Source organism: Streptomyces gamaensis, from assembly GCF_042656465.1.
Classification (GTDB): domain Bacteria; phylum Actinomycetota; class Actinomycetes; order Streptomycetales; family Streptomycetaceae; genus Streptomyces; species Streptomyces gamaensis.
Genome location: NZ_JBHSPB010000007.1, coordinates 255,840 through 271,879 on the forward strand (window position 1 = coordinate 255,840; position 16,040 = coordinate 271,879).

The window sequence follows — 16,040 nt, forward strand, 5'->3', positions numbered from 1 at the left end:
TCCGTACACGGGCATGGCCCCGTACCCGCACCGCCCGGCGCCCCGGCACGCGTGCCGGGGCGCCCCCGCGGGAACGTACGACCTCAGCAAGGTGCCGACCGGCCCGGCCCGTTCCGGGCGCCGTACGGGCGCCCGCGGCGGCCGGCCGCCCGCCGAGGCCCGTAGGAGGTCGCCGTGCCCGCGCGCCCCACCGCCCGTCCGCTCACCGCCCTGTTCGCCGCCGGGGCCCTCCTCGCCGGACCCGTCCTCACCGGCTGCGGCGGCGGCAGCGGCGGCGACCCGGACACCGTCAAGGTCGCCTACAACCGCAACACCGACAACAAGACGCGGATCCTGGACGACTATCTGGCCGCCGTACAGAAGCAGTTCGAGCACGACCACCCCGGCAAGAAGGTGCGTCTGGTGCCCATCCAGGCGTCCCAGGCCGACTACTACGCCAAGCTCCAGCAGATGATGCGGTCGCCGAAGACCGCGCCCGACCTCGTCCGCGAGGACACCTTCCTCATCAACTCCGACATCCGCAGCGGCTACTTGAGACCGCTCGACGACAAGCTCGGGAACTGGCCGGAGTGGCGGCACTACGTGCCCGGCGCGAAGACGGCGGCACGGGCCGAGGACGGCAGGACGTACGGCGTGCCCGACGGCACCGACACCCGCGGACTGTGGTTCAACAAGGAGCTGTTCGCGCGAGCCGGACTGCCGGCCGACTGGCGGCCGGCGACCTGGCAAGACGTCCTCGACGCGGCCCGTACCGTCAAACGCCGGCTGCCCGGCGTCATCCCGCTCAACATCTACACCGGCAAGGGGCCCGGCGAACGCTCGTCCATGCAGGGCTTCGAGATGCTGCTGTACGGCACCGGCAAGGACCCGCTCTACGACCCGGACGCGAAGAAGTGGGTGCTCGGCGGGCAGGGGCTCAAGGACTCCCTGGACTTCGTGCGCACGGTCTTCGCGGAGAAACTCGGCCCCGACCCGTCCGACGCGGTCGACCCCAACATCGACACCCGAGTGACCACGCAATGGCTGCCCTCCGGCAAGCTGGCCATCGACCTCGACGGCTCCTGGCTCGGCCAGAACTGGCTGCCCACCGGCGGCAAACCGTGGCCCCAGTGGGCGCGCGTGATGGGGCAGGCGGCCTTCCCCACGCAGCACGGGGCCGCGCCCGGGAAAGTGAGCATGTCCGGCGGCTGGACATGGTCGATCCCCGCCAAGTCGCCCCGCGCGGACCTGGCCTGGCAACTCGTCGAGACACTGCAGACGCGGCAGAACGCGGTCGAGTGGAACGTGCGCGACGCGGAGATCGCCGTACGCGACGACGTGGCGGCCGACCCGCGGTACCGCACCTCGATGCCGGGCGTCGACTTCTTCACAGGCCTGGTGGCCGCCACCCACTACCGCCCCGCGCTGCCGGTCTACCCGCGCGTCTCGGCGGCCATCCAGGAGGCGATGGAATCGGTGACGACGGGCGACACGACGGCCCAGCAGGCGGCGCGCCGCTACGACGAACAGGTCACGTCGATCGCGGGGGACGGCGGGACGGTGGTGAGGGGGCGGTGAGGGGGCGCGCTGCCGGCGGGGAGGTATCGGGCGACGGCACGGGCGGTACGGTCCGTACGGACGGCAGCGGGCGCGCCGCCGGCGGGGAGGCACCGGGCAGCGGTACAGGCCGTGCGCGCCGTACGGACGCGGGCGGGGCCGCCGCCGCGCACTCGGCGGGGCAGAGCGCCGGGCCGGCACGGGCGGCGGGTGCGAGCGCCGGTACGCCCATGCCCGGCAGCGGGACCGGCCCCCCGGCGCGGGTGGACGGCACCGGAGCCGGCACCCCGGGCGGCGGACGCCGCACGTCGTACGGCCCGGTACCGGGAGGCACCCCCGCCCCCCGTCACCCTCTGCGCACCGCCACCCGCTGGCTCCCCCTCGCCCCCGCGACCGCGCTCCTGCTCGCCTTTCTCGCCGGCCCCATCGGCTACTGCGTCTACCTCGCCTTCACCGACACCCAGCTCACCGGCCAGGCCACCGCCTCATTCGTCGGACTGGCCAACTTCCGCCGGGCGTTCGCCGACGACGCCTTCCGCAACGCCGTCCTGCTCACCCTCGTCTTCACGGTCCTGTCCTCGCTCGTCGGCCAGAACACGCTCGGCCTCGCCCTCGCCGCGCTGATGCGGCGCGCGTCACGGACCGTGCGTACCCTCACCGGCACGGTGGTGATCGCGGCCTGGGTGCTGCCGGAGATCGTGGCCGCGTTCCTGCTCTACACGTTCTTCAACCGGCGCGGCACGCTCGACGCGGTCCTGGAATGGCTCCATCTCCCCACCCAGAACTGGCTGTTCACGCTCCCGGTCCTCGCCGTGTCCTTCGCGAACGTCTGGCGCGGCACGGCGTTCTCGATGCTCGTGTACTCCGCCGCGCTCGCGGAGATCCCGCAGGACATCGACGAGGCGGCCCAGGTCGACGGGGCGAGCGGTCCGCGCCGCTTCTGGCACGTCACCCTGCCGATGATCCGCCGCTCGGTCGCCACGAACCTGATGCTCAACACCCTGCAGACGCTCTCCGTGTTCGGCCTCATCTGGGCGATGACGCGCGGCGGTCCGGGCCACCGCAGCGAGACCCTGCCGGTGTTCATGTACGACCAGGCGTTCCTGAAGTCGCTGATCGGCTACGGCACGGCGGTGGCCCTGCTCCTGCTGCTGGTGGGGGCGGTGTTCTCGGCCGTGTACCTGCGGTTGCTGAGGGAGGAGGTGTGAGCCGCTCCTACGGGCGAGCCGCTCCTACGGGCCGGCGGGCTCCGCGATCTCGATGCGCACCCCGGCGGCCCGCAGATCACCGAGGAACTGGGCCCACTCCTCCTCGCCCCACCCCTCCCGCAGCCGCTCCAGGATCCGCGCCCCCGCGACGACCACGACGCTCACCCCGGCCCGCGCCAGGAACGCGGCGAGCCGCCCGGACGGCCGGCGCACGGACCAGATGTCGTAACCGGCCCGTACACAGCCGTTCCGCTCCGTCCACGCGCTGATCACGTCCAGTTGCGCCGACCAGTCCTTCTCGAAGTCGCTGTAGAGCGGGGGCCCGCCCTCCGACTCGTCCACCTCGCGCGCCCCGAACACCCAACCCCAGGCCCGTGGCCTGCCGTCTCGGTCAAGCATGGGGCAGACGCTACCGCGCCGGACGCCCCCGCCGCCGGGTCCCGCACGTTGCGCGAAGGTGTACGTGCAGGACGCCCGCTTCGGGGAATGATCCGGCGTGCGAGGCCCATCCGGGGGCGTACGCGGGACAGTTGCAGGAGGTGGGCCCCATGGCGGACAGAGTCAGTGGCAGGGTCAAGTGGTACAACCAGGCCCGTGGTTACGGCTATATCGTCGGTGACGACGGCCGGGAGGCACGGGTGGCGGTCGCCGCACTGGAGGACGGCACGTTCCTGACGGAAGGTCTGCGCGTCACCTACGTCCTGGTGGACGACGGCGAGGACGAGGCGCACGCGGAGCGGGTACGGATAGTCGACTGACGGCGGCGGGGCCGGGGTTGTGCCCGGGCCATGAAAGCCGGACGGGGCGGTGCGCGGAGAACGATCCGCGCACCGCCCCTGTCCGTCACACCGGCTGAGCCCCGCTCAGAACCAGTCGCCGTCACCGTCGGAGTCGATGAACTCGTTGTGGTTCTCAGTGATGTTGACGACCTGGCGCGGCTCGTCGTCGTCCATCATCTCGTTGATGAGCGCGCCACCGGCCAGACCGGCGATACCGGCGGCGGCGACCCCGCCCCAGCCCGGCCCCTGCCGCTGCGGCTGCCCCTGCCCGTACCCGTGGGCCTGCGGCGCCTGCGCGTACCCCTGCTGCGGGGGCTGCGCGTAGCCCTGCCCCTGCTGCGGCGCGGGAGCGTACCCCTGGGCGTAACCGGCGTTCTGCCCGGCCGCCGCCTGCTGCTGCACCGTGGCCCACCGCTGCGCGCACGCGACACAGCTCATGACGTTCCGCGCGACGCCCCACTGCGGCGCCCACATGACGGTCTGCACACCCGGGCCGTGCGACGGATCAAAGAAACAGTTCAACGAACTCTCCAAACAAAACGCCCTGCGTTACGGGCAGGTGACGGACTTCAGGCTACCTCGGGCCGGGTGGCGACGCCCCGGACGGCCGGGGCGGTTCGGGCGGGTGGGCCCGGTATCAGAGGGGGACGTGCGGGGTGGGGGGAGGGTTCCCGTTTTGACGTGCTGTTGACACTGCTGCCTCACCCCTCGCTCGGCCGCGCAAAGTACGCCACCAGCATCTCCCCCGGCCAGGCCGGCTGCCGTACCTCGCCCCGTGGGCCCATCTCCCGGAACCACGGCTTGATGTCGAGGACCGGCGTGCCGTCCACAGCATCGAGTTCCTCGACATGCAGGTCGAGCCCGTCCACCTCGACCAGGCGGCATCGGGAGACACCGATCCGGTTGACACGGCGCATGTTGCGGTGACCGAAGGTGCCCACCTCGGGCCAGGCGGGGTTGTCGCGGGGGCGACGGGCGCCGGGATTCACGTCGTCCGGGTCGGTCAGGTGGAAGTGGAAGACGACTTCGAGATGGGAGAACGCGTCGAGGTTCTTGGTCGCCTCGGGCGTGAAGCGGTCACCGTCGACGCGGATGACGGATCGCATGCCACCCCAGTGGTCGTCGGTGGGTTCGACGCGGCCGCCGACGACATGGGCCACGGGGACGACGTGGACGAGCTGATCGGTCATGACGCCTTCCTGCGCTCGCGGTCATGGGGTCCTACGGCAGCCGACCGGCCCTCTCGACCGGTACCGACTCGTCGAGATACGCGGCTGCCCGGGCATCCAGTTCGGCGGCTTCCCGCACTCCTCTCTTGCGGAAGGGAACGAGCCCGGCTCTGATGTCACGCGCCGTCTGGCGCGTACGGCCCGAACGTACGCCGTCCATGGCGTCCAGAGCCTGCGACCACGTCCGGCGGGCCTCCTCGAAGTCGCCTTGCCGCACCTGAACCGATCCGAGATTGCCGAGGGTGAGAGCGTGTGTCCGTGTGAAGGCCGACGCCTTGCGGGTCCGGACGCTCCGCCGGAACTGGCCTGCCGCCCCCTTGAGATCCCCGGAGTCACGCAAGGTGCAGGCCGTCTGATGCGCGAGGCTCGCCTCCTGGAAGAAGAACACCCGGCCTGGCTCCTCGTCCCCCGGCCTCGCGGAAGCGAGATCGTCTTCAGCGCGGAGCAGCGCGGCCGCAGCAGCCGCTCTCTGCCCGGTCACGGCCAGGCCCCGCGCGTGCACAACACCGGTCAGCGCCCGCTCCCGTGGTGTGGCCTCGGTATATCTCCTCCCCTCGACCGCCGCAGCCGACAGCTCCAGGGCACCTCTCGCATGACCGAGATCAACGGCCTGGTGCGCCATGGCACGCAGGACATGTCCGGCCATGGGCGCGTCGTCGGCCTCAGCAGCCAGCTTCACGGCGAGAGAGAAGTAGCGTTGCGCGACCGGGTGTTCGGCGTTGTCGAAAGCCATCCATCCCGACAGATAAGCCAGTTCACTGGCCGCCGAGAACATCTGACGGCGCACACCGTCGTCGCCGTACCTCCCCGTCAGATACCCGGCGACGTCCGACACCAGATACTGCACAACTGCTGTACGGGCATGGCCGCCACCCCGCCGCTGGTCCAGGCGGGAGAACGCCGACACCATGTCGCGTACGGCTTCCACGTCCCCACGGCCGACACGCCGGGCGCCGGGCACGCTCCGACGGCTGCCGCGCTCGGCCATGCGCTGCCACCACGCGTCCCCGGGGAGAACCAGCGCGGCGGCCGAATACACCGCAGTGCCGAGTGCTCGTCTGCGTTCCATGTCCACGTCGGCGCTCCCGAGTTCGGCCAGCGTCACCAGCGTATCCGCACACCAGTCCACCGGCCCAGGGGAATCCGACGTGGCCGCCAGACCGATCTCCTGCGGGGTGACGACACGCTTCAGACGGCGCGACAACGTCTCGCACAACAACTCAGGCGCCCGTCCCGAAGGCTGGGTACCGCCCACCCAGTGGGACACGTGGGAGCGCCCGACTCCTGCCAACTCACGAGCGCCGTGCTCGATCGCCACCCTCACGAAAGCCATCGCCAACTGTGCATGGGACCAGGATGTTTCATCGAGCACAGCAGCAAGCTTGACGTTGCGCCTGCGTGCCTCCGGCATACGGCCCCCCTGCGGCACCAAATGATCTTTCACCGCTTTCCCCGCATCGCTGCTCGGCCCGGCATGTCCACGAACACCGGTCTGCGGTTCGCTAAGCGTAGCCGCACCGTCACCACCCCACTGGGACGTCGAACAGAGCGCCCACAGGGGCTCCTTGGAGGTACAGCGTGAACAGCACGAGGCCCTCGGACAACATCCCATCCCGACCGACAGAGGTCGCGCACCCGGCAGACCTCACGCACTGGTGCCTGCGCTGCGCCGAACTCAGACTCCGCTACCGCACCGCGACACGCCTCGGGCGCTACGCAGAGGCCGAAACCCTCGACCTGGAATTCGCCCGGCATCAGCGCATGGTGCACGCGTGAGCACCGCCCACCAAGCGGCAGCAGACCGACGCGCCTGCGACTGCCCGCACCCGGCACTCCGGGCACCCGTCCACGGGGTCGAGCGATGCCCCCAGTGCGGCGCCGAACGCTACGACGCCTACGACCTCCTGCGCCTGCCGCTGCCCGACAGCGTCCTGGACACGTCCTGGGGACTGCCGCAGCTGGGCGCTCCAGGGAAAAGGGTCCCCGCCCCCGGCGTCGACTCCTGTTACGCACCTGCGGGAGGCGTTCCCGCTCATTGCTGAGGGAGGCCGGCTCGTCCGCAGCGGCGAGCCTCCCACCGACCCCGCCACCCGACCGTGGGTCCTGCGGTTCGCGGTGACCCCTGATCCCGCGAAAGCCTTCGTACCGACCGGGTCGTGAAGGTGCCCATGGCGCGCGGGGCGGAGGTGTTCCGTATGACACCGCCGAGTTTCCGCGACGGCTCACCCTTGCCGGGCGTATCGATGCCCGGCAAGGGTGGGACGGCGGACTGTCCACACCACACCGCGCCGCGCCGTCGACCTCGCCGCGATCAGCGGCACCGGCTGCTCGCCGCCGAAGTCCGCGCAGGCAGCGAACAGGCCCACGTGGACTGGCGCAGCGACTACCGCTCACTGACCTACCGGGCCACCCGGACCCCCGACGGCATCGCCGAGTCGGTACGACGCTTGATGCGCCGCCTTGAACTCCGTTTCGCCGCCCTGGACTTCGTCGTGTCGCCTTCGGGAGAGTGGACGTTCCTGGAGGCGAATCCCTGTGGGCAATGGGACTGGATCCAGCACGCCACGGGACTGCCCATCGCCGAAGCCATCGCCGACGAACTCACCGGAGCCGCCGCGTGACCGATGCCGCCCGCCCGTACCTGGCCGCGCTCGCCGCCGAACTCCAGAGGGCCGGCACGATCCGGTCGCTGCAGTGGGCCGAAGCGTTCGCCTCCGTGCCGCGACACGTGTTCGTGCCCGAGTGGTACGAACAGGAGACCAACGACAAAGGCATCGCCGTCTGGCGCCGGCACCACGCCACTACGGCCGACGAGCAACTCGCCCACGTCTACCGCGACACCACCCTCGTCACCGCCCTGGACCCCGCCACCGCCGAACAGGTCGACGACACCGCCTGGACCGGCGTCCCCACCTCCTCCAGCACCCTGCCCAGCCTCATGGCCGGAATGCTGGAAGAACTCACCGTCGAGGACGGCGACCGCGTTCTCGAAATCGGCACCGGCACCGGCTACAACGCCGCCCTGCTGTGCGCCCGCCTCGGCGACCACAACGTCCACTCCGTCGACGTCGACCCCGCCCTCATCCACGCCGCACAGCAAAACCTGGCCGAGGCCGGATACGCCCCACAACTCGCCGCCGCCGATGGACAGGCCGGTTACCCCGACGGCGCCCCGTTCGACCGCGTCATCGCCACCTGCTCCGTACCCGCCGTCCCACCGGCATGGATCGAACAGACCAAGCCCGGATCGGTCATCCTCACCGACGTGGCACTCGGCATCGAGGGCGGACTCGTCCGCCTCACCCTCGACGAGGACACCCGCGCACGCGGCGCCTTCACGCGCACCACCGGCCGCTTCATGGCCGCACGCAACGACGCCCTCGTCTACCCCAGCCCCCGGCACACAGCCGCCGCCCCCGAGACCGGCACACGCCCGACCCCCGTCACAGCACACGACATCCGCACCACCTACCCGTTCCGCCTGCTGCTCGCCTTCCAGCTCCCCCGGACCCGGCTCGTCTACCACCTCGACGACGCCGGCACCACATCCGTCCAGCTCCAGAGCAGCGACGGCTCATGGGCCCGAGTGCCCCTCACCGGCGACGGCGTCGGGACAGTCAAGTACGGCGGCGCAGAGGATCTATGGCATCAGGTCGAGGACACGTGGCAGTGGTGGAACGACGCCGGGCGCCCGGCACAGGACCAGTTCGGCTACATCCGGGAGCCGGACGGGACCGCGTACGTGTGGCACATCCCCGACGGCCGCCAATGGCGGCTCACGCCCCCGGGCTGAGGGTCGCCAAGGGGAGACCTTTGGGCACCCACCGCACCAGATCCACGCGCGCACACCATTTCGCCTCAGCCCTTCTGGTGAACCTCCGCCAGATACCCGCCCGGAAACTGCACGATCGCCGCCTTCCCGCCGTGCGCCGACGCCGGAACGACGACTTTCGCCCCCGACCCCGTCGCCTTGTCCAGCGTCCCCGGGAGGTCCATCACCTCGTAGCCGCTGTGTTCCCTCCCGTAGGGGTACGGAAGATGTCCGTCGGTCGCGAGGACCTCGGCCTTGCCGAACTTCCCGGCGTCGATCAGCACTTTGCGGAGTGTGCCGCCCTTCATGCCCACTTCGGCGCCGTCGGCGGACTTGTTGTCCGAGGTGACCCTGCCACCCGTGAATCCCGTGTAGGCGGACACGAAGTCGTCCGCCGCGTCCAGGGGTACGTAGTACCTGTCGGTCGGTACGGACTTCAGGTCGGGGTACGTCGCGGCAGCGTACTTGCCGCTTTTCTGGAAGAGCTGGACCACGACGCCGCCGGGGAACTGGACCAGCGTTTCCTGGCCCGTCTCCTCCGTCCAGGGCTGCACGATGTTCTTCGCGCCCGCCCCTGTCGCGGCTTTGACGGCCGCCTTGACATCTTTCACGCGGAAGCCCGCCTGATCGGTGCCGAACGGGTACGGGAGCGGGGTCAGGGCGAGCAGCGAGAGATTGCCGTAGGGGGACGGCATGACGCCACCCGTGTCCCTCGTCTGTCCGGCGGGGGTGATGTTGCTGTACTGCCCGATGTTGACGCCGGGCGAGTCGAAGGTCTTCTTCCAGCTGTTCACCAGAGCCGGTTCGTCCTTCGCGTCCAGATAGACGTGCGTGGTGTTGTAGGCCGGTCCGAACGCGAGGTCCTGAGCGCTGTTGCCCAGTGCGGACGCGGGCATTCCGGCCGCTGCTCCCTTCGCGCCCCCGTCCGTCGTGCAGGAGGCCGACGTCAGCATCAACAGCGCGCACAGAGCGGCAGGCCCGTGCACGGCTGCGACGCGGCGGCGGCCACTCGCCGCCTTCATGTGCCGCTCCTGCGTGAAGCTGCGGCCGCAGCGGCCTCGTTGTAGGCGCACGGGATGTTGACGTCGAAGTGGAGCCAGTTGAACAGCGGATAGCCGGCGTCGAACTCCGGCATCGGGAACTCGGCCTTGGTCTGGTCGAGGGTCAGGCCCTGCTCGACCGCGGACCGGGTATGGGCGACGAGCGTTTCGAGGTACTCGATGAAGAAGAGCATGCCGTTCTTGTCCGTCACCCGCCCGTGCCCGGGGACGATCCTCGCGTCGTCCGGCAGCCAGTCGTGGATCTTCCGCAGGGTCTGCGCGGGCTTTTCCGCGACCCCGTCCAACAGCCAGGGAATGGCGGGGCGTTCGCAGATGAACGCATTGCCCGCGAAGGCGGCCTTCGCCTTCGGGTCCCAGTACCACAGGTCGCCGGGTGTCTGGCCCTGCCCCAGGTCGAGGACTTCCACGACATGCCCGCCGAGGTCCACCACGAGCCGTCCGCCCTCGCCGACCAGCAGATCGGCGGGCCGGTACTCGACCTCCTCGATGCCCTTGCCGACGTCGAACCAGCCCATCTGTGCCTTCTTGCGCGGCTCGATGCCGGTCTCGGCGATGCCGCGCGCGGCGTTCTCGTGCTGGATGATCCTGGCGTCCTCCGGCATGAGGTAGTTGCCGAAGAAGTGGTCGCCGTGGTCGGAGGTGACTCCGACATAGCGGATCGGTTTGCCGGTCGTCGCCGCGACCAGGTCGAGGACCTGCCGGGCCAGGCCCGGGGTCATCATGGACTCGATGACCATGACCGCTTCGCCGCCGACGACGAAACCGCCGGACGTGGCCTGAGGAACGCCCTCCGTGGTCTGGACGTCCGCTGTGTCGGCCACGACGGCGAACACTCCCTCGCCGAGATCCTGGGACATCAGCCGGACGGTGTCCGCGTCCCAGATGGGAACGGGCCACGGGGTGTTTCCCTTGTCGGTGCCGGGCATGGCTGCTCCTCACGCTGCGTTCCGGTGCTCCCCCGGCGATCCCCCGAGCGGTACCAGGCGACCGCTCCCAGTATTCGCCGCCCGTCGCGCGCACCGGCAAGTTCTGCTCCTCCGGACGGGACAGCCGTCAGAAACAGCCGCCGAGCGGATCGGCCGGTGGCGGCTCCGGAACCGCCTCACCGCGCCCGCGCCGCCAGGCGAGGTGTTCCTCGGACTCCGCGACCGCGTCGAGGAGGTGCCGGGCCTGGACGACACCGTCCGGATCCCCCCGCCGGTAGCCGCCGAACCGGGCCACGGGGCTCCAGGCGGGGAGCACCGGGGGCGGCGGGGCCGCCAGCCCCTCGTACTCGGCCGTGCCGTGCACGACGCGTCCGCCGACCACGGTCAGCAGTGACTCGATACGGGCGATGTCGGCCTCGTCGACGCCGAAGTAGTCGGCCGACAGCACGGCGAGATCGGCGTACTTGCCCACCTCGACGGTGCCCTTCACGTCCGCCTCACCGGTCAGTTCGGCGCCGGCGAGGGTGTACATGCGCAGCGCCGTCTCCCGGTCCACCCGGTCCGCCGCCCGGTTCAGCCGGCCGCCGTCGACGGTGAAGCCGCCGACGAGCCAGGCCAGCGAGAGCCAGGGGTTGTAGCTGGAGACCCGGGTGGCGTCGGTTCCGGCGGCCACCGTCAGCCCGCGGTCCAGCATGGCGCGTACGGGCGGCGCGGTCTGGGCGCGTGCGGCCCCGTACCGGTCGATGAAAGCCCGTCCCTGGAACATCATGCGGTTCTGCACCGACAGCGCCCCGCCCAGTGCCTTGATCCGGTCCAGGTTCGCCTCGCTGACGGTTTCGGCGTGGTCGAAGAACCAGCTCGTGCCGCGGGGGAAGAGCCCTTCGGCCGCGAGCTTGTCGAACACGTCGAGGTCCTGTTGGATGGTCTCGTCGTAGGTGGCGTGCAGCCGGAAGCCCCAGCCGTGGGTCATCAACAGCCGTACGGCGGCCTCCAGATCGTCCTGGGCCCGGGCTTCGAGCTCCGGGCGGGGTTCGGCGAAGTTCTCGAAGTCGGCGGGCGACCATGCCAGGTTCTCCCCGGCCCCGTTGCAGCGCAGCCACGCGTCCCCGTCGCCGGGGGAGACCATGCCCGTCCAGCGTTCGAGGTCCCGCAGCTCCTGGCCGGGTGTCTGAGGGAAGAGATGGTAGGCGATGCGGACCGTCAGCTCGCCCGCGCGGGCCAGGTCCATGATCACGCCGTAGTTGTCGGGGAAGTTCTGGAAGCCCCCGGCCGCGTCCACCGCGCCGGTCAGACCGAAGCGGTTGAGTTCGCGCAGGAAGTGCCGTGTGGACGAGACCTGTTCGGGCGGGCTGAGGGACGGTCCCTGGGCGAGGGTCGCGTACAGCAGACCGGCGGCGGGGGCCGCGAGCAGCATCCCGGTGGGGTTCCCGGCGTGGTCGCGGACGATCTGCCCGCCGGGCGGGTCCGGGGTGTCGCGGGTGTGGCCGACAGCCGTGACGGCAGCACGGTTGAGTACGGCGGCCTGGTACAGGTGCAGGACGAACACCGGGGTGTCGGGGGCGACGGCCGTCAGCTCGGCGGGGGTGGGCAGGCGTTTCTCGGTGAACTGGTCCTTGCTCCAGCCGCCGACGACGCGCACCCACTGGCCCTTCGGGGTGCGCTCCACCTGCTCGCGCAGCATGCGCAGTCCCTGCCGCAGCGAGGTCACGCCGTCCCAGCGCAGTTCCAGCAGGTAGTTCAGACCGCCGCGGATGACGTGCAGATGGGAGTCGATCAGGCCGGGGATCACGCGGCGGCCCAGTGCGTCGACGACCGTCGTGTCCGGGCCGACGTGCGCGGCGATGTCCGCGTCGTCGCCCACGGCGACGAACACGCCGTCGCGGACGGCCACCGCCGAGGCGGCAGGCAGGCGCGGATCACCGGTGTGGATACGGGCGTTGCGCACCACGAGTCCGGCGGGATCCGGGACACCGGGGCCGGGACGGATGCCGCCTACCGGCATGGTGGACGTCATGCTCATCCGCCTCCAGGGCCTGGGAGGGCGCGTGAGCGCTCACCACCACCGACATCACGACAAATCAGGCTTTTCACACCGTTTCGACCCTAGTGGGTGCCCCGGAAGCCCACAACCCGAAGCACTCCCCCGGGCGGTCCGGGGAATCCACAAGTCATGCGAACCCTGCGCACCCGCTCCCGCTCCCGCAGAGCCCTCCACCGTCTCGCCGCCGACGCCGCTCTCCTCGCCGTCGCCGCCGGCTTCGCCGCCCCGCTCGTGTGGCTGCTCCTCGCGTCCGTCGACCCGGAAGCGGGACTGAGCGTCAAGACGCCCTCGCACCCCACTCTGGAGAACTTCTCCGCTGTGGCGACGGACGAGATCGCTTTCACGCCGATGCTCAACAGCCTTCTGCTGTGCGGAAGCGCGACCGTGCTGACGGTCGTGTGCGCGACCCTCGCCGCGTACCCGCTCTCCCGCTTCCGCTCGCGCTTCGCCAGGCCGTATCTGCTCACGGTCCTGTTCACCACGTGTCTGCCGATCACGGCGGTCATGGTCCCCGTCTACGGGCTGTTCGTCCGCGTCGACCTGATCGACACCGTCCACGGCACCGCGCTGTTCCTGGCGGCGGCGCAACTGCCGTTCGCCATCTGGCTGATGAAGAATTTCATGGACGGGGTTCCGGCCGTCCTGGAGGAGGCGGCCTGGACGGACGGGGCGAGCCGGTTCCAGGCGCTGACGAGAGTGATCCTGCCGCTGATGGGGCCGGGTCTGGCGGTGGTGACGAGCTATACGTTCATCATGGCGTGGGGGAACTTCTTCGTGCCGTTCATGCTGCTGCTCTCGCCGGACCAACTCCCGGCGTCCGTCAGCATTTTCACGTTCTTCGGGAACTACGGCCAGGTCGCCTACGGGCAACTGGCCGCGTTCTCGATCCTGTACTCGACGCCGGTGGTGCTGCTGTACGCGCTCATCGCGCGGCGGCTGGGCGGAGGGTTCGCGCTGGCGGGAGCGGTGAAGGGCTGACGGCACGGCGCTTTGGAGGGGCGCTGCGGAGGGGATCGGGGACCGCCCCGTCGTCGGGCCGCGTGACGGCGGGGCACCCTTGCGGGTGCGGCCCTGGATGTCCCCCGTGGATCCAGGGCCGCGCGTCCGCCGGGCGCGGGCCGGGCCGGCGGCTCCGACGTGGCCGGCCGAGGAGCGACTGTCCCGAATGCACCGTGGGACGGACCCCGCCCTTGACTGCGGACAACCACGACGGTACTAACGGGGCGACCCGAACGGCTACTCGCCGAACGCGGCTCTCGGCCCGAGAACGCGGACACTCCCTCAGGACACCCGATGACCGAACCCAGCGTGGGACCCAACGCCCCCGGAAACATGCGCACGCTCGTGCACAGCAACAATCTCGACGAGACCCGCGAGATCATCAGCAGCGCGTACAGCCCGTACGACCTGAGCGTGCTCGGCGACCCCAGGGCGTTCTCCGCGTGGTACGCGGAGGGCGGCTTCCCCGGGATCACGGTCTCCGGGCTGCAGTACGGCGCCGAGACCCTGGTCGCGCCGCAGCCGCTGGACTCGTACCTGCTGGTGTGCCAGCTGGTACGCGGCAGTGTGAAGGTGATGTCCCCGGGGCGCGAGGAGCGCTTCGTGGGGCCGGGCGAGACATACGTGCTCGACCCGTACCGTTCCTTCCGGGTGCACTGGTCGCCCGGCGCCCGGATGACGACGGTACGGCTGGCGCGGGAGACCGTGGAGCAGGCGGCGGCGGACGCGCTGGGGCTGGACGGGCCGATCCGGGCCCGGTTCTCCCTCGGCGGGACGCTGTCGAAGGCCGCTGCGCGCAGCTGGGCGGGGGTCTCGGCCGTCGTCCACCGCGAGGTGCTGGGCGAGGGGGTCGCGCGGTCGAGTCCGCTGATCGCCTCGCAGCTGACCCAGCTGACGGCCGCCACGCTGATGCAGACGCACCGGCTGGTCACCGACGGGGTGGACGCGCAGCGTACGGGCGTGGTGGCGCACCCGGCGGTGCGCCGGGCGATGGCGGTCGCGGAGGCCCGGGCGGACGAGCCGCTGACACTGCGGGACCTCGCTCTGGCGGCCCGCGTCAGCCCACGGGCCCTGCAGGAGGCGTTCCGCCGGCACCTGGGGACGACGCCCCTGGGGTATCTGCGCGAGGTACGGCTGGGGAGGGCGCACGAGGAACTGGCGGCCGCGCGCGGCGACGGCGATGTCACCGTCTCGCAGGTCGCCTATCGTTGGGGGTTCAACAACCTCGGCCGTTTCGCGGCCTATTACCAGCAGCGGTACGGGCACTCGCCGTCCAGCACGCTGCGGAACTGAGCGGCCGGCGGGCCGGGTGCGGCTGCCGCCGGGCCGGGTACCGCGACGGTCCATCACCGGCAGCCATGCGTCCCGGGGATGACGGCATCCGTCTCCAGGACTACGGCGCGGTCCCGCTCCATACCCAAAGTGCGACGCCGCTTTCCAGTCGTTCGGCTGACGCGCCGGTGCCTTCGTGCCGCCGAGAATGGAACCGTTGATCCCAGCGGTGGCGCGCTCACCCCGTCGAACTGCTCATCCCCCGTCGGACCGTGGCCCCCACGTGTCCGCGTGCACGGCGACCCCGCTGGGCTCCGCTCCCCGGTCCCGTACCGGAGCACCGCACGCACCCCACCCTTTTCCGAGGAGCCCTCGTGTATCGCACGGCTGCCCATTCCGCGGGTTCGCCCGCCGCCCCCGCGCCCGCCGGCACCGTCGCCGTCGCCGCCCGCGCCACCGAGCTGAGCAAGGTCTACGGGCGGGGCGAGACCCAGGTGACGGCCCTGGACCGGGTGTCCGTGGAGTTCCGGCGGGGCGAGTTCACCGCGATCATGGGGCCGTCGGGCTCCGGCAAGTCCACGCTCATGCACTGCATGGCCGGGCTGGACTCCATATCCTCCGGCTCCACGCGCATCGGTGACGTCGAGCTGGCCGCGCTGGGCGACAAGCAGCTGACGCAGCTGCGCCGGGACCGGATCGGCTTCGTCTTCCAGGCGTTCAACCTGCTGCCGACGCTCACGGCCCTGGAGAACATCACGCTGCCGCTGGACATCGCCGGCCGCAGGCCCGACCGGGAGTGGCTGGAGCGGGTGGTGAGCACGGTCGGGCTCTCCGGGCGGCTCGCGCACCGGCCGAGCCAGCTCTCCGGCGGCCAGCAGCAGCGAGTGGCCGTGGCCCGGGCGCTCACCGCGAAGCCGGAGATCGTCTTCGCGGACGAGCCGACCGGCAACCTCGACTCGCGCTCCGGCGCCGAACTGCTGGGCTTCCTGCGCGAGTCGGTGCGGGCGATGGAGCAGACGGTCGTGATGGTCACCCACGACCCGGTCGCCGCCTCGTACGCGGACCGCGTGGTGTTCCTGGCGGACGGCCGGATCGTCGACGAGATGCGCAGGCCCACAGCGGACGCGGTCCTGGACCGTATGAAGGCTTTCGACGCCAAGGGCCGTACGAGCTGACGG

At 70.9% G+C, this 16,040-nt stretch carries 17 protein-coding genes; 10 read left to right on the forward strand and 7 right to left on the reverse strand.

Translation table 11 applies throughout. The features are described from left to right. Window positions 1-174: 174 nt before the first annotated feature. Together ACFP1Z_RS14070 and ACFP1Z_RS14075 are read left to right on the forward strand one after the other, a co-directional pair. Complete coding sequence (locus tag ACFP1Z_RS14070) at window positions 175-1,557, forward strand: extracellular solute-binding protein (RefSeq protein WP_390316540.1); 1,383 nt, start codon at window positions 175-177, stop codon at window positions 1,555-1,557. Between the two features lie 209 nt (window positions 1,558-1,766). Beyond that, window positions 1,767-2,744, forward strand: coding sequence for a carbohydrate ABC transporter permease (locus ACFP1Z_RS14075; protein ID WP_390316690.1), 978 nt, complete (start codon window positions 1,767-1,769; stop codon window positions 2,742-2,744). 24 nt (window positions 2,745-2,768) lie between these two features. Here the strand turns inward: ACFP1Z_RS14075 and ACFP1Z_RS14080 are convergent, their stop codons facing one another. Then, entirely contained in the window at window positions 2,769-3,143 is a 375-nt protein-coding gene (locus ACFP1Z_RS14080; protein WP_390316541.1) for a hypothetical protein, read from the reverse strand. Window positions 3,144-3,292: 149 nt separating this feature from the next. Here ACFP1Z_RS14080 and ACFP1Z_RS14085 point away from each other — a divergent pair, with 149 nt between their 5' ends. Continuing rightward, the gene (locus tag ACFP1Z_RS14085) at window positions 3,293-3,502 is read left to right on the forward strand and encodes a cold-shock protein (RefSeq protein ID WP_390316542.1); all 210 of its coding nucleotides are present in this window, start codon (window positions 3,293-3,295) and stop codon (window positions 3,500-3,502) included. A 105-nt stretch (window positions 3,503-3,607) separates the two neighbouring features. Here ACFP1Z_RS14085 and ACFP1Z_RS14090 read toward each other — a convergent pair whose 3' ends face one another. From ACFP1Z_RS14090 to ACFP1Z_RS14100, 3 genes are all read right to left on the reverse strand, one after another. Continuing rightward, a complete protein-coding gene (locus ACFP1Z_RS14090; RefSeq protein ID WP_390316543.1) occupies window positions 3,608-4,009 on the reverse strand; it encodes a hypothetical protein in 402 nt (133 codons plus the stop codon). A 215-nt stretch (window positions 4,010-4,224) separates the two neighbouring features. After that, window positions 4,225-4,713: an SAM-dependent methyltransferase gene (locus ACFP1Z_RS14095; protein ID WP_390316545.1), complete on the reverse strand. Its 489-nt coding sequence runs from the start codon at window positions 4,711-4,713 to the stop codon at window positions 4,225-4,227. Between the two features lie 31 nt (window positions 4,714-4,744). Further along, a complete protein-coding gene (locus ACFP1Z_RS14100; protein ID WP_390316546.1) occupies window positions 4,745-6,163 on the reverse strand; it encodes a Tat pathway signal protein in 1,419 nt (472 codons plus the stop codon). Window positions 6,164-6,330: 167 nt separating this feature from the next. On the opposite strand from ACFP1Z_RS14100, the gene ACFP1Z_RS14105 reads away from it, so the two are divergent. The 4 genes from ACFP1Z_RS14105 to ACFP1Z_RS14120 all read left to right on the forward strand — a co-directional run bounded on the left by ACFP1Z_RS14105 (window position 6,331) and on the right by ACFP1Z_RS14120 (window position 8,545). Then, complete coding sequence (locus ACFP1Z_RS14105) at window positions 6,331-6,528, forward strand: hypothetical protein (protein ID WP_390316549.1); 198 nt, start codon at window positions 6,331-6,333, stop codon at window positions 6,526-6,528. Then, window positions 6,525-6,794 (forward strand): DUF6255 family natural product biosynthesis protein, encoded by a 270-nt coding sequence (locus tag ACFP1Z_RS14110; RefSeq protein ID WP_390316551.1) that lies wholly within the window; start codon window positions 6,525-6,527, stop codon window positions 6,792-6,794. Before ACFP1Z_RS14105 ends, ACFP1Z_RS14110 begins: the two co-directional genes overlap by 4 nt. Window positions 6,795-6,947: 153 nt before the next feature. Further along, window positions 6,948-7,373, forward strand: a complete 426-nt coding sequence (locus ACFP1Z_RS14115; protein WP_390316552.1) for an MvdC/MvdD family ATP grasp protein — start codon at window positions 6,948-6,950, stop codon at window positions 7,371-7,373. After that, the gene (locus ACFP1Z_RS14120) at window positions 7,370-8,545 is read left to right on the forward strand and encodes a methyltransferase domain-containing protein (RefSeq protein WP_390316553.1); all 1,176 of its coding nucleotides are present in this window, start codon (window positions 7,370-7,372) and stop codon (window positions 8,543-8,545) included. The genes ACFP1Z_RS14115 and ACFP1Z_RS14120 overlap by 4 nt, the downstream gene beginning before the upstream one ends. A 65-nt stretch (window positions 8,546-8,610) precedes the next feature. Here the strand turns inward: ACFP1Z_RS14120 and ACFP1Z_RS14125 are convergent, their stop codons facing one another. The 3 genes from ACFP1Z_RS14125 to ACFP1Z_RS14135 all read right to left on the reverse strand — a co-directional run bounded on the left by ACFP1Z_RS14125 (window position 8,611) and on the right by ACFP1Z_RS14135 (window position 12,564). Further along, entirely contained in the window at window positions 8,611-9,585 is a 975-nt protein-coding gene (locus ACFP1Z_RS14125) for a VOC family protein (protein ID WP_390316554.1), read from the reverse strand. After that, window positions 9,582-10,550 (reverse strand): MBL fold metallo-hydrolase, encoded by a 969-nt coding sequence (locus ACFP1Z_RS14130; protein WP_390316555.1) that lies wholly within the window; start codon window positions 10,548-10,550, stop codon window positions 9,582-9,584. Before ACFP1Z_RS14130 ends, ACFP1Z_RS14125 begins: the two co-directional genes overlap by 4 nt. A gap of 127 nt (window positions 10,551-10,677) precedes the next feature. After that, on the reverse strand, window positions 10,678-12,564 hold the full coding sequence (locus tag ACFP1Z_RS14135; protein WP_390316556.1) for an amidohydrolase: 1,887 nt from the start codon (window positions 12,562-12,564) through the stop codon (window positions 10,678-10,680). Between the two features lie 156 nt (window positions 12,565-12,720). Here ACFP1Z_RS14135 and ACFP1Z_RS14140 point away from each other — a divergent pair, with 156 nt between their 5' ends. The 3 genes from ACFP1Z_RS14140 (at window position 12,721) to ACFP1Z_RS14150 (ending at window position 16,037) form a co-directional block, all read left to right on the forward strand. Continuing rightward, window positions 12,721-13,569: a carbohydrate ABC transporter permease gene (locus tag ACFP1Z_RS14140; RefSeq protein WP_390316557.1), complete on the forward strand. Its 849-nt coding sequence runs from the start codon at window positions 12,721-12,723 to the stop codon at window positions 13,567-13,569. A 315-nt stretch (window positions 13,570-13,884) separates the two neighbouring features. Then, window positions 13,885-14,883 (forward strand): AraC family transcriptional regulator, encoded by a 999-nt coding sequence (locus ACFP1Z_RS14145; RefSeq protein ID WP_390316559.1) that lies wholly within the window; start codon window positions 13,885-13,887, stop codon window positions 14,881-14,883. A gap of 353 nt (window positions 14,884-15,236) precedes the next feature. Then, the gene (locus tag ACFP1Z_RS14150; RefSeq protein ID WP_390316560.1) at window positions 15,237-16,037 is read left to right on the forward strand and encodes an ABC transporter ATP-binding protein; all 801 of its coding nucleotides are present in this window, start codon (window positions 15,237-15,239) and stop codon (window positions 16,035-16,037) included. Window positions 16,038-16,040 lie beyond the last annotated feature (3 nt).

Coding starts and splice junctions, on each gene's coding strand:
- ACFP1Z_RS14075 (WP_390316690.1), top strand. CDS start 1,767: ATGCCCGGCAGCGGGACCGGCCCCCCGGCGCGGGTGGACGGCACCGGA.
- ACFP1Z_RS14080 (WP_390316541.1), bottom strand. CDS start 3,143: ATGCTTGACCGAGACGGCAGGCCACGGGCCTGGGGTTGGGTGTTCGGG.
- ACFP1Z_RS14085 (WP_390316542.1), top strand. CDS start 3,293: ATGGCGGACAGAGTCAGTGGCAGGGTCAAGTGGTACAACCAGGCCCGT.
- ACFP1Z_RS14095 (WP_390316545.1), bottom strand. CDS start 4,713: ATGACCGATCAGCTCGTCCACGTCGTCCCCGTGGCCCATGTCGTCGGC.
- ACFP1Z_RS14100 (WP_390316546.1), bottom strand. CDS start 6,163: ATGCCGGAGGCACGCAGGCGCAACGTCAAGCTTGCTGCTGTGCTCGAT.
- ACFP1Z_RS14115 (WP_390316552.1), top strand. CDS start 6,948: ATGACACCGCCGAGTTTCCGCGACGGCTCACCCTTGCCGGGCGTATCG.
- ACFP1Z_RS14125 (WP_390316554.1), bottom strand. CDS start 9,585: ATGAAGGCGGCGAGTGGCCGCCGCCGCGTCGCAGCCGTGCACGGGCCT.
- ACFP1Z_RS14130 (WP_390316555.1), bottom strand. CDS start 10,550: ATGCCCGGCACCGACAAGGGAAACACCCCGTGGCCCGTTCCCATCTGG.
- ACFP1Z_RS14135 (WP_390316556.1), bottom strand. CDS start 12,564: ATGACGTCCACCATGCCGGTAGGCGGCATCCGTCCCGGCCCCGGTGTC.
- ACFP1Z_RS14140 (WP_390316557.1), top strand. CDS start 12,721: ATGCGAACCCTGCGCACCCGCTCCCGCTCCCGCAGAGCCCTCCACCGT.
- ACFP1Z_RS14145 (WP_390316559.1), top strand. CDS start 13,885: ATGACCGAACCCAGCGTGGGACCCAACGCCCCCGGAAACATGCGCACG.